Source organism: Arthrobacter sp. CMU6 (genome assembly GCF_059090205.1).
Map to the genome: position 1 here is coordinate 58416 of NZ_JBNHFL010000017.1, position 11744 is coordinate 70159.

An 11744-nucleotide genomic window follows, 5' to 3' on the forward strand; every position below is an offset into this window, starting at 1 on the left:
TCTTTGGCTGGCAGGGCTGTTTTCATGCCCGTGGGGATTCCATCACTACTTCCGCCGGCTCCTTGTCCAGCCGCCAGCCGCGCCAGACCGGGTGGCGGAGCTTGCCGCTCCCGGTCCACTCACCGAAGGTCACCTCACCCACCAGTGCCGGGTCCACCCAGCGCGCGTCCGCCGCGTCTGCCGAGGGAACGTCGCCAAACGGCGAGGTCTTCCGCGCCATCCCCTCCATCTTTTTCCGCAGTTCCTCCAGTTCGCGCATGCTGAAGCCGCTTCCCACGCGGCCCACATACCGCAACGTCTTGCCCTCTGGAACGCCCACCAGGAGGGAGCCCACGGTGTTGGACCTATCACCCCTGCCGGGACGCCAGCCTCCCACCACCACTTCCTGGGTCTTCTCGATCTTGAGCTTGATCCACGTGTGGGTCCGCTGCCCGCTCACGTAGCGGCTGTCCGCCCGCTTGGCCATCACGCCTTCCAGGCCCAGCTCGCGGGCGCTTTCCAGAATGTGTTCCACCCTGTCGTCCAGTGTCTCCGACAGTTCCACCGGGCACTCGCCGGGCTCGAAGAAGCCAGCGAGGCGTTCGCGCCGTTTCCGCAGGGAAAGCCTGCGCAGGTCGTCGCCGCCGTCGGCCAGCAGGTCGAAGAGCATCATCCGGACCGGGATGGCGGCGCGGGCCCGTTTCACGTCGCCCGGTTTGGTCAGTTTCATCCTCCCCTGCAGCAGCCCGAAGTCGGGCCTGCCGGAAGGCCCGACGGCGATTATCTCGCCGTCCGCGATGAAGTCCTGTGGCGGCCAGCAGCCCCTGTCCGTGAATTCGGGATAGCTGGCCGACATGTCGTTGCCGTTGCGGCTCAGGAGCCTGATCCGGTCGCCGTCCGCCACCACGAGCGCACGGATTCCATCCCACTTGAGTTCAAATAGCCAGTCGCTGCCGTGCAGGTCCGCCGTGGTGCCCGCCGAGGCAAGCATTGGGGCCGGGTCCTCCTGGAGGGTGTCCCTTCGGGGGGCCGCTGGCCTGGAAGCCGCCTTGCGGGCCGGGCTCGCCGGTTCCTTGGGGCTGACCGGCTTCTTCCGGGCACCCGGAACCCTGTCCATCAGGTGGATGAGCCATTGTGACTCTTCGCCGTGACCCCTTCCGGTATGGATCAGGGCGAACCTCTTGCTGCCGCCAAGCCCGCCGCCTTCACGGCCTGTCAGCGTGGCAATGACTTCCTTGCCGTTGACCCATTTTTCGAGCTCGTAGACGCCTTTGTCCCAGATGCTCACACTGCCCGCACCGTACTCGCCCTTGGGGATGTCGCCTTCAAAATCGGCATAGTCCATGGGGTGGTCTTCGGTCTGTACCGCCAGATGGTTCTTGTCCCCTGACTCCGGCACGCCCTTTGGCAGCGCCCAGGAGACAAGCACGCCCTCATGCTCCAGCCGGAAGTCATAGTGGAGCCGGCTGGCGTGGTGCTCCTGGATGACGAAGATCTCCTTGCCCGCCTGCGCCGGCAGGCCGTTGGCCTTTGCCGCGTGGTGCTCCTCCGCCGTGAACGGCTCCGGCGTCTTGCCTTGGTCGCGCAGGGACCGGTACTTGTTCAGCCGGGGATCCGCGTGCCCGCCGCCGCGCGGTCCGGCTGTTTTTGGCGGCTCGGGGGATGCGTGGCTCTTGCCGGCATGGGCAGAGTCAGCGTGGCCGGCGCCGTGGTGGCCGGTGCCGGCACTGATCGGCGCGAAGGGGTCCTTGCCGGCTGCCACCCGGCGCATGACCTCCTCATAGTCCAGGTGCTTGAGCGACGGCGAGTTCAGCTCCCGCCAGGTGCGCGGAGCGGCCACGGTGGGGTGCAGGCGCCCGCGGAGCGAATATGGAACGATCGTGGTCTTCGCGGCGTTGTTCTGGCTCCAGTCCACCAGGACCTTTCCCGTCCTGAGGGTTTTCTTCATGTCACTGACGGCCAGGTCCGGGTGGTCGGACTCCAGCGCCCGGGCCAGTTCACGGGCGAAAGCCGACACCTCATCCGAGGTCTGCGTGCCGTCCAGCACCGCGTACAGGTGGATCCCCTTGCTGCCGCTGGTGACCGGAACAGGGTCAAGCCCCACGTCCTGCAGGATGGTCCGGGCCAGCTTGGCCACCTCCACGCATTCGGGCAGCCCTGCACCCTCCCCGGGATCGAGGTCCAGGACCAAACGGTCGGGAGGCAGGGCACTGCCGTGGGAGTCCACCGTCCACTGCGGCACGTGGATCTCCAGCGAGGCGATCTGCGCCAGCCAGGTGAGGGTGGCCGGATCATTGACCAGCGGATAGTAGATGGTGTTGCTCTTGTGCGTGATGGCGGCTCGGGGTACCCAACCCGGGGCCGACTCGTCCAGGTTCTTCTGGAAAAACATCTCGCCGGGCTGCGCTTCGGTTCCTACCCCGTGCACCCACCTCTTGCGGGTTGCCGGGCGGCTTCGGGCGGCGGGGATCAGCACCGGCGCCACAGCGGCGTAGTAGGCGATGACGTCCGCCTTGGTGGTCCCGGTGGCGGGATACATGACTTTGTCGAGGTTGGTCAGGGTCAGTTCGCGGCCGCCGACGCGCACGCGTTCCTTACCGCCGGCCATGGGGCTTCACCTCCGGCGTTGTGTGCTGTTGACTTGTCCCATGAGAGCCATCTGGAAAGGCGCCATTGCGTTCGGGCTGGTCAATGTCCCGGTGAAGGTCTACAGCGCCACGGAGGACCACGACATCAGCCTCCATCAAGTGCACAACGCCGACGGCGGAAGGATCCGCTACCAGCGCCGCTGTGAGGTCTGCAGCGAGATCGTCGACTACTCCGACATAGAGAAGGCCTACGAGGACGACGGCCGGACGGTGATCCTCACCAAGGAGGAACTCAAGTCCATCCCCGCGGAGAACAGCCACGAAATCGAAGTGGTGCAGTTCGTCCCCTCCGACCAGCTCGACCCCATTATGTTCGAGAAGAGCTATTACCTGGAGCCGGATTCCAAGTCGCCCAAGGCCTACATGCTGCTGCGCAGGGCCCTGGAGGACACCGAGCGCGTGGCTGTGGTGCAGTTCGCGCTGCGGGACAAGACCCGGCTGGGTGCTTTGCGGATCCGGGACGACGTCCTGATGCTGCAGGCGCTGCTGTGGGCGGATGAAGTCCGGGAAGCCTCGTTCCCTGCCCTTGACACGTCCATCCGCATCTCCGCGCAGGAGCGGGAGATGTCCGCCGCGCTGGTGGAGTCCATGGCCTCCGACTTCGAGCCCGAGCAGTTCACCGACGACTACCAGGCACAGCTCCGGCAGCTCATCGAAGCAAAGCTGGAAAAGGGCGACGCGCTGGACACGGAAGAGACGTTCGGTGCCGAGGCCGAGGGTGGCGCCGGAGAAGTGATCGACCTGATGGAGGCCCTGAAGCGCAGCCTCGACAAGAAGCGCGGGGGAGGGGCGGCCGCCCGGGAGTCCTCCGAAGACGAGTCCTCCGAAGACGGGTCGTCCGAGGACGAGCCGTCCGGGCCAGCCAAGCGCGGCGGCCGCAGCACCGGCAGGAGCCGGAGCACAACCGCCAAAAAGGACGCCGGAGATTCTGACGCCGAGACTGCCAAGAGCGGTACTGCCGGGACCCGCAGCAAGGCTGCCGGCGGCGCTAAGACGGGCACCGCGTCCAAGACCGGCACTGCTGCCAAAACCGGCACGGCGTCGAAGACAAGCACCGGTGCCAAGACCGGCGCCGGTTCCAAAACCGGCACGGCGTCGAAGACAAGCACCGCCTCGAAGACCGGTACTGCTGCCAAGTCCACGGCCAAGACCGCGTCCACGGCTAAGACCGCGCGGAAGGGCGCCTGAAGGGGTGGGCTCCCCGCGGCGCGGCTGCACCCGCACCCGCTTAGGAATTCCTGAGCGCGGAGATGAGTTCGCTCTTTTTCTTGCCTGAATACCCTTTGAGGCCGATGTCCTTGGCTTTTGCCTTCAGCTGGTCAACGGTCCAGTCCTCATAGTCGCCGGATTTGCCCCCCTTGCGGCCCACCTCGGAGCGTCCCTTCTTGGCTGCCGCGTTGGAGACACGGGCTGCCTTCTGCTTCGAGGCCCCCTCGTCGCGGAGCTTTTCGTAGAGTCCGGGATCTTTCACGCTGGGGTTTTTCTTCTCTGGCATGGCTACCTCCGTGTGGAACGATCGGCCGTAAGGAACCGATCGGTGTATCAGGTCAGTGGGCTCCTGGCGGATCCACTTCGCCACGGTCCACCGCGGCCCGCCAGGCGCCAGTCTCAATGCCCCTGGATTCGATGAACTCCTTGAACCGCACCAGGTCCGAGGACACCTGCTGCTCATCAACGTGGGCGGCGGCTCCGGCCCTCTCCAGCAGGCTCTCCGGCTCCCATTCGAGTTCCACGTTCACGCGGCACAGGTCCTCGCCCAGATCCTCGAACGTGACCCTGCCCGCGTTGCGGGGCTTGTCCTTGCTGACCCAGGCGATGCACCGGTCCGGCGTCTGCTCCAGGATCTGTGCGTCGTATTCTCGCTTGACGCCCGCCACGCTGGTGCGGAAATGGAGGGAGGTTTCGTCGATCTGCTCCACGGACTCGACGCCCTTCATGAAGCGGGGAAACGATTCGAACTGTGTCCACTGGTTGTAGGCCGTGCTGACGGGTACCTCAACGTCCACGCTTTCATGCAAGGTTTCCACTTTGTCATCCTCCTTCAGCCCGGCAGTTCCGCCGATCATTCGAATGGCTGGCCGCAGTTCCAAGCTAGTGGGGCGCAGAATCAAAAAGCAAGAAACTACTAAGTTTGCTTACTTAGTTGGAATAGCCGCTGATCAGGTGCGATACCCGCCACGGTCCTGAACCAACGTCAAACCATCCGGAAACCACAACGGCCGGCTCCGCGGCAGTGCCCTGACGGGAGCTGCTGCGGAGGCCGGCCGAAAAGCGTGGGGTGCCTACTCGGCGTCGTGATCCGTTTCCAGGATCTGGACCAGTCGCTCCAGGGCAGCGTCGGCGCCATCACCCTCGGCCCGCAGCACCACAACGTCGCCGTGGGATGCGCCAAGGCTCATGAGCGAAAGGATGCTGGCGGCGTCCAGGGCCTCGTCGGCGGGCTCCCCTTCGCGGGCGATGGTGATGTCGAGGTCAAACTCGCCGGCGGCTTCGGCGAAGATGGCGGCGGGACGGGCATGCAGGCCTACGCGGCTGGCGACTGTTGCGGTACGTTCGGACATTTCTGCTCCTTGCAATTGCGGTATGGGTTTGGATGCTGGAGGACAGCGGGATCAGACAGTTACAGGGACGGTCTCCACCGTATCAACGGCCTTGCGGGCAGCCCAGCGTTTGAGGGCCACCACGATGAGCGCCGTAACCACGGTTCCGGCCAGGATGGACACGACGAACATCAGCACGTTGCCGATGGCGAAGAATACGAAGATGCCGCCGTGGGGTGCCTGTGACGTGACGCCGAAGGCCATGGTGAGCGCGCCGGTGAGAGCGCCACCAACCATGCTGGCGGGGATGACGCGGAGGGGGTCAGCCGCCGCGAACGGAATGGCACCCTCGGAGATGAAGGAGGCGCCCAGCAACCAGGCAGCCTTGCCGTTTTCACGCTCGGCCAGGCTGAAGAGTTTCTTGTCCAGGACCGTGGCCAGGGCCATCGCCAACGGCGGCACCATGCCGGCGGCCATCACGGTGGCCATGATCTGCCAGGGGGCCTGGTTGGTGGCGCTGCCGGCACCGAGGCCTGCTACGGCGAAGGCGTAGGCCACCTTGTTGACGGGACCGCCGAGGTCGAAACACATCATGAGGCCCAGGATGATGCCCAGAACGATGGCCGAGGCGCCGGACATGCCGGAGAGCCAGCCATTCAGGCCGACAGTGATGGCGGCAATCGGTCCGCCGAGGAACAGGAACATGGCGCCGGAAGCGACGATGGAGGCCAGCAGCGGAATGATGACGACGGGCATGAGGCCACGGAGCCAGCGCGGCACTGACCATGTACCGATCAGGTGGGCGATGTAGCCGGCGAGCAGGCCGCCGACGATGCCGCCAAGGAAGCCGGCGCCCATGAAGCCGGAAACGGCACCCGCAACGAAGCCCGGTGCAATGCCGGGGCGGTCGGCGATTGCGTAGGCAATGTAGCCGGCCAGGGCGGGAACCAGGAAGCCCATGGACAGGGCGCCGATCTTGAAGAAGACCGTTCCGAGGTACAGGGCCAGGTTGCCGTCGGGAAGGTTAAGCAGGGAGTTGTTGGCCAGGATGTCGTTGGCCTTGGTGCCCAGGGCGATGTCGAAACCGGCCAGCAGGAAGCCCAGCGCGATCAGCAGGCCGCCACCTGCTACGAACGGGATCATGTAGCTCACGCCGGTGAGCAGTGCCCTCTTCAGCTTCTGGCCGATGTGCTCGCCCTTTTCGGCAGCTTCCTGCTCGGCCTGCTCCTCGGCACCAAAGTGCGGAACACGGCGGGCATGCGGGTTGTCCGCGGCCTCGAGGGCTTCCTGGACCATTTTGGCGGGCTCGTCGATGCCGCGCTTGACCGGGGCGTTGATGACGGGCTTGCCGGCAAAACGCTCCTTGCCGCGCACGTCCACGTCGACGGCGAAAATCACGGCGTCGGCAGCGGCGATGACTGCCGGGTCCAGCGGCTTGGCGCCGGAGGAGCCCTGGGTTTCGACCTGCAGGTCCACGCCCACTTCCTTGGCAGCGGCCACGAGGGAGTCCGCGGCCATGTAGGTGTGCGCGATGCCGGTGGGGCAGGCCGTGACGGCGACGAGCCGCTTCGGTCCGCCGGAAGCAGCGCCACCGGAAGCGGCACTGGAAGTAGCGGCACCGGCAGCAGTGGCGCCGGCAGCTGCCGGGACCGGGGCTTCGGGTGCGGCAGCGGCCGGCTTGTCCGCCAGGGCGTTGTCCACGAGCTCCACGATTTCTTCCCGGGACGTGGCCGCACGGAGCGAGGCGGTGAAGTCCTTCTTGATGAGCGAGCGGGCGAGCTTGGACAGCAGCTTTAGGTGCTCCTGGTCGGCGCCGGCCGGTGCAGCGATGAAGAAGATGAGGTCGGCGCGGCCGTCCTTGGCGCCGAAGTCGACGGGCTGGGACAGGCGTGCCATGGCGAGGGTAGGTTCGGTCACGGCGACCGAGCGGCAGTGCGGGATGGCGATGCCGCCGGGAACGCCGGTGGCGGTCTTCTGCTCGCGGGCGAAGGCATCGGTGAAGAGGCCTTCAACTTCGCTGGCACGTCCGTTGGCGGCAACACGGCCGGCCAGGTGCCGGATCACGTCCTCGGGCGAATTGCCCAGGTTCTGGTCAAGCTCGACCAGGTCCGCGGTGATGAGCTGAGTCACTGTCAATCCTTCCGGAGGGCCGTGATGGTTACGGCGTCGGGGGTTGTTTGGTGGACTGCCGGGACGGTGGAGCCCGGCAGGGAAGCGGCGGCGGCGCCATGCGCCACAGCCTGGCGGAGGCAGTCAGCCGGGGCGGCGCCCTGGCTGGCGGCCAGCAGATAGCCGGCCAGCGACGAGTCACCGGCGCCGACCGTACTTACTGCGGTGACCGGCGGGTGCGTGGCCAGCCACGCGCCGTCGGCCGTCACGAGGACAGCGCCCTTTGAACCGAGCGTTGCCAACACGGCCCCCACACCGGAACGCACGACGGCGGCAGCTGCCGCCGCGGCAGCATACGGATCCGCTTCGAGTTCCTCAGCCGTGCTTGCCAAGGAAAATCCTGCTGCTGCGGCCAGTTCGGCCAGCTCCTCGGCATTGGGTTTGAGCAGGTCCGGTTTTCCGGAAACTGTTGCTGTTGCCGGTGCGTCGCCGGCGACGGCCGCTGCCAGCGGAGCGCCGGAGGAATCGACGGCAATCATTGGAACGCCGGCCCCGGCGTCGGCATTGCGCAGCCGCCGGGTGACCGTGGCGTAGAAGTCAGCCGGGACGCCGGGCGGAAGCGAGCCCGCAAGGACCACCCAGCTGGCTCCGCGTGAACGTTCCAGGAGCAGGCTGATCAGCGCCTCCTGAACGTCCTCGGTGAGGGCCGGGCCGGGTTCGTTGATCTTGGTGGTCACACCGCCCGGCTCCGTTAGCGCCACGTTGGTGCGCAGCGGCTCGTGGATGGCCAGCGACGCGAATGGCACACCCTCCTCCCGCAGGCCGGCCAGCACGGGATCGGATTCCGCGCCGGGCAGCACCGCAAGTGTCTCGAGGCCGGAGGTTACGAGGGCACGGGAAACATTGACGCCCTTGCCGCCGGATTCCTGGCGGACGGAAATGGCGCGCTGCACCTCGCCCCGCTCGAGCGGGCCGGGAAGCGCCACCGTCCGGTCCAGGCTTGGGTTGGCTGTGAGGGTGACAATCATGCGACTACCACCTCCACGCCGGCCTCGGCGAGGGCCGCGGCTAGTTCCGGGTGCGGTGTGCGGTCAGTGATCACGGTATCCAGATCTTTCAACGAGGCGAACTGGACGAGCGTTTCCGCATCCAGCTTGGACGAATCGGCCAGCACCACGATGCGGCGTGCCGAATGGACGAAGGCAGCCTTGACGGCGGCCTCCTCAGAATCTGGTGTGCTGAGGCCGAAGCTCGCATGGATGCCGTTGGTCCCCACAAAAGCGATGTCCGGACGCAGCTTGCCGGCGGCCTCCACCGTGCCCTGGCCCACCGCGGCCTGCGTGAGTCCGCGGACCCGGCCGCCAAGAATCTGCAGGGCGATGCCCGGGGTGCTGGCAAGCTTGGCGGCGATGGGAATGGCGTGCGTGATGACCAGGAGTTCCTGGGCCGCATCGGCCGATTTGGCCGGTTTGGCCGGGGCTGACGCGCCGCGGCGGGCGAGGAGGTCGGCGAGGACTTCGGTGGTGGAGCCGGCGTCGAGGAGGATGCTGCTGGAGGGGCCCTTCGGAAGGAAACCGAGGGCGGCCTCGGCGATGCGAAGCTTCTGCGCCTGCCGCTGGATGGTCCGCTCGAGGATGCTCTCCTCGGTGGTGCTGAAACGGTCCGCGGATACGGCACCGCCGTGGACGCGGCGCACCGTGCCTGCCGACTCCAGGGCGGCGAGGTCCCGGCGGACGGTCTCGGTGGTGATGCGGAAGCGCTCGGCGAGGTCGGTCACGCTGGCACGGCCGCTGGCTGCAACGAGCCCTGCGATCTGCTGCTGGCGCTCCTCGGCAAACACATACCCTCCATTGCGTAGCTACTGCTGCAGCGCGTACTCGCTGCTCCGACTGGTCCCTTCGCCGATCCGTGACCGCTGTCACAAATCTGCAAGTACTTGACTTTATCTTCGTTCGTGTTGGTTTGTCAACGAAAAACAACAGAAAACCAAAATGGCCGGACCGGACCCGAAGGTCCTGTCCGGCCATGCCGCTGGCTTCACTGCCGTCCGTTCGTTATCCTGCCGGACTAGAGGCCGCCGTCGCGGCTTTCATTGCGGGTGATCCTCTCACCAGTGTTGGGGTCAACAACCGAACGGGTTTCGCTGATGCGGCGGCTCCTGCCGGGGGAGGCCATGACGAGTGAGGCGATGAGGCCGATGACGCCGACGGCCATCAGGATGTAGCCGATCAGCGTCTGATCCACGTTGGGGATGAGGCCCGGCGTGATGGCCCAGGCAAGGATGGCGCCCAGGGCGATGAGGAAGATGGCGGAACCGATTCTCATGACTTGCTCCTTGCGTTGGCGGACTTCTCGCGTCTTGGATCGTATGGTCGTGCGTCATTTGCTAAGCATGCTGTCTAGCGTCAGGCTACATCCGGGTAACCCGCGTTTCAATCAAATGCGCAGGTCAGGGCCGGGCGGCTTTTTCGGGGACTCGCTAGGCTGATCGGATGGAGACTGTTGTATGGTCCAAGCCGGAGGAGGAGCGCCCCGGTACCCCGCTGCTGGTGATGATGCACGGCTACGGCACGGATGAGTCCCGGATGGTCAACCTCTTCGACTATCTCCCCGCGGAATTCACCTGCGCTGCCCTCCGGGCGCCCATGCCCATCGCGAACGGCTACGGCTGGTTCCTGCTGGACTATTTCCTGACTAACGACTTTGCAGACGTCATTTCGGCCGCCAATTCCGTTTTTTCCTGGATCGACTCGGCCAGGACGCTCCACACCAGCGTGAGCCTGCTGGGCTATTCGCAGGGGATGGCCATGGCGAGCACGCTCCTGCGTTTGCGGCCGAAGGACTTCCCGGCGGTGGTGGGGCTTTCCGGGTTCGTCCTGGACAATGACCTGCTGGCGCTCAGCGAGTCCTTTGAGGAGCGGCCCCCCTTCTTCTGGGGGAGGGACAAGGCTGACCTTGTGATTAACGGGGAAGCGACGGCCTATACGGAGGAGTGGCTGCACACTCATACCCGGCTCACGGCGCGGACGTATCCCGGCATGGGCCACGCCATGTCCAAGGCCGAGATGGTGGACGTCAGCGCATTCCTGCGGCACTATGTCCTCGGCTAATCCAGATTCTGGCTGACGTGAGATTAACAACAGTTGCAGGGTAAATCTGCAAGCGCTTACACTCTTCTTCGGCCGGGACCCGGCCGGCAGGCGTCCGCTCGGCGGCGGGCGGCTGGCAGTGCACCACTCATGAGTGTTCGAAAGGGCAGGACCGCGCCATGCATCCTTGCGCCACCCATCCCGCGCGGACGTTCCGCTGGCTTGCCCTGAACCGCCGACCCGTTCATCATGGACGTAGGCAAAAAACAGGACGCCCGCGCATGGGCGCCTTCTGCCTGGCCCGCAGCGCCGCGGTGCAAGTGGCGGAGCGGCGCGAATTCACGCGCCGGACATAATCCGGCCGGTAGGTAACCGAACCGGCCGCGCAAGCAGTGGGATGCCGTTGTTTGCGGCCAGGGCAACGCAGCCCGGTCCGCAGGAAACGCCGGCCTGTCCCTTAAGCTGCAGAATCACCGTATCGTGCCTCCGGTCTGTGGCGCCCGGAGCGCAGATTCTGCAGGCGCACCGCATCCTCTGGTCACCGGCGACCACGTTCCAGGTAATTCCCAACACATTGCTGTCCGACCCCCCGAAAGACGGAACAAAGCATGACCAAAACCCTGAATACCAGCACTGGCAGCCGGCCGAACAGCTGGACCGGCGCCGCCGCCATCCTTTTTGATTTGGACGGCGTGCTCACGCCCACGGCCGTGGTCCACGAGCGAGCCTGGCAGGAGCTGTTCGACGGCTACCTCGAAACCGTTCCCGAAAAGGACGGGTACCGGGAGAGCGACTACTTCGACCACATCGACGGCAAGCCCAGGTTTGACGGCGTCCGGGACTTCCTGACGTCCCGCGGCATCACACTGCCGGAGGGCCCCGCCGACGATGATCCGGACAACGTCACGGTCCAAGGCCTGGGCAACCGGAAGAACCGGATCTTCAACGACATCGTTAGCTCCGGGGTGGAGCCCTTCGCGGGATCGGTGCGTTTCCTGGAGGCCGTGCTGGACCGCGGACTGAAGGTCGCCGTCGTCTCCTCCTCCCGGAACGCGCCGTCGGTGCTGCGCGCGGCGGGGCTGGCGGACCGTTTCCCGGTGGTCGTGGACGGCATCGTGGCCGCTGAGGAGGGTCTGCCCGGCAAACCCGACCCGGCGACCTACGAGTACGCCGCCCGGCTCCTGGACCTGCCCAGCGAGCAGTGCGTGGTCGTGGAGGATGCCGTTTCCGGCGTGCAGGCGGGCAACGCCGGCAGTTTCCACTCCGTCATCGGCGTGGACCGCGGCGCCGGGCGGCAAACGCTGCTCGACGCCGGCGCCACCCTTGTGGTCAACGACCTCGAGGAACTCCTCTAGTACCGCGGCTCCCGTACACCGGCC

At 66.1% G+C, this 11744-nt stretch carries 11 protein-coding genes; 3 read left to right on the top strand and 8 right to left on the bottom strand.

Going from position 1 to position 11744, the window contains the following annotated elements; translation table 11 throughout:
* Window positions 1-22: 22 nt before the first annotated feature.
* Window positions 23-2587: an ATP-dependent DNA ligase gene (locus AC5RWD_RS13380; protein ID WP_494020469.1), complete on the bottom strand. Its 2565-nt coding sequence runs from the start codon at window positions 2585-2587 to the stop codon at window positions 23-25.
* A gap of 40 nt (window positions 2588-2627) precedes the next feature.
* On the opposite strand from AC5RWD_RS13380, the gene ku reads away from it, so the two are divergent.
* Complete coding sequence (gene ku, locus AC5RWD_RS13385) at window positions 2628-3815, top strand: non-homologous end joining protein Ku (RefSeq protein WP_494020470.1); 1188 nt, start codon at window positions 2628-2630, stop codon at window positions 3813-3815.
* Window positions 3816-3855: 40 nt separating this feature from the next.
* Here ku and AC5RWD_RS13390 read toward each other — a convergent pair whose 3' ends face one another.
* From AC5RWD_RS13390 to AC5RWD_RS13420, 7 genes are all read right to left on the bottom strand, one after another.
* Window positions 3856-4122 carry a DUF7218 family protein gene (locus tag AC5RWD_RS13390; protein WP_494020471.1) on the bottom strand — a complete coding sequence of 89 codons (267 nt, stop codon included), beginning with the start codon at window positions 4120-4122 and terminating at the stop codon, window positions 3856-3858.
* Between the two features lie 52 nt (window positions 4123-4174).
* On the bottom strand, window positions 4175-4654 hold the full coding sequence (locus tag AC5RWD_RS13395) for an SRPBCC family protein (protein ID WP_494020472.1): 480 nt from the start codon (window positions 4652-4654) through the stop codon (window positions 4175-4177).
* Between the two features lie 255 nt (window positions 4655-4909).
* A complete protein-coding gene (locus tag AC5RWD_RS13400) occupies window positions 4910-5188 on the bottom strand; it encodes an HPr family phosphocarrier protein (protein WP_494020473.1) in 279 nt (92 codons plus the stop codon).
* A gap of 51 nt (window positions 5189-5239) precedes the next feature.
* Window positions 5240-7297, bottom strand: a complete 2058-nt coding sequence (locus AC5RWD_RS13405; RefSeq protein WP_494020474.1) for a PTS fructose transporter subunit IIABC — start codon at window positions 7295-7297, stop codon at window positions 5240-5242.
* 2 nt (window positions 7298-7299) lie between these two features.
* Window positions 7300-8304 (bottom strand): 1-phosphofructokinase family hexose kinase, encoded by a 1005-nt coding sequence (locus AC5RWD_RS13410; protein ID WP_494020475.1) that lies wholly within the window; start codon window positions 8302-8304, stop codon window positions 7300-7302.
* Window positions 8301-9116 carry a DeoR/GlpR family DNA-binding transcription regulator gene (locus AC5RWD_RS13415; protein ID WP_494020476.1) on the bottom strand — a complete coding sequence of 272 codons (816 nt, stop codon included), beginning with the start codon at window positions 9114-9116 and terminating at the stop codon, window positions 8301-8303. Before AC5RWD_RS13415 ends, AC5RWD_RS13410 begins: the two co-directional genes overlap by 4 nt.
* A gap of 227 nt (window positions 9117-9343) precedes the next feature.
* Entirely contained in the window at window positions 9344-9601 is a 258-nt protein-coding gene (locus AC5RWD_RS13420; RefSeq protein ID WP_494020477.1) for a DUF6458 family protein, read from the bottom strand.
* Between the two features lie 167 nt (window positions 9602-9768).
* Between AC5RWD_RS13420 and AC5RWD_RS13425 the strand changes: the two genes are divergently transcribed.
* Window positions 9769-10386 (top strand): alpha/beta hydrolase, encoded by a 618-nt coding sequence (locus AC5RWD_RS13425; protein ID WP_494020478.1) that lies wholly within the window; start codon window positions 9769-9771, stop codon window positions 10384-10386.
* Between the two features lie 587 nt (window positions 10387-10973).
* Window positions 10974-11720, top strand: a complete 747-nt coding sequence (locus AC5RWD_RS13430; protein ID WP_494020479.1) for an HAD family hydrolase — start codon at window positions 10974-10976, stop codon at window positions 11718-11720.
* The last annotated feature ends 24 nt before the right edge of the window (window positions 11721-11744 follow it).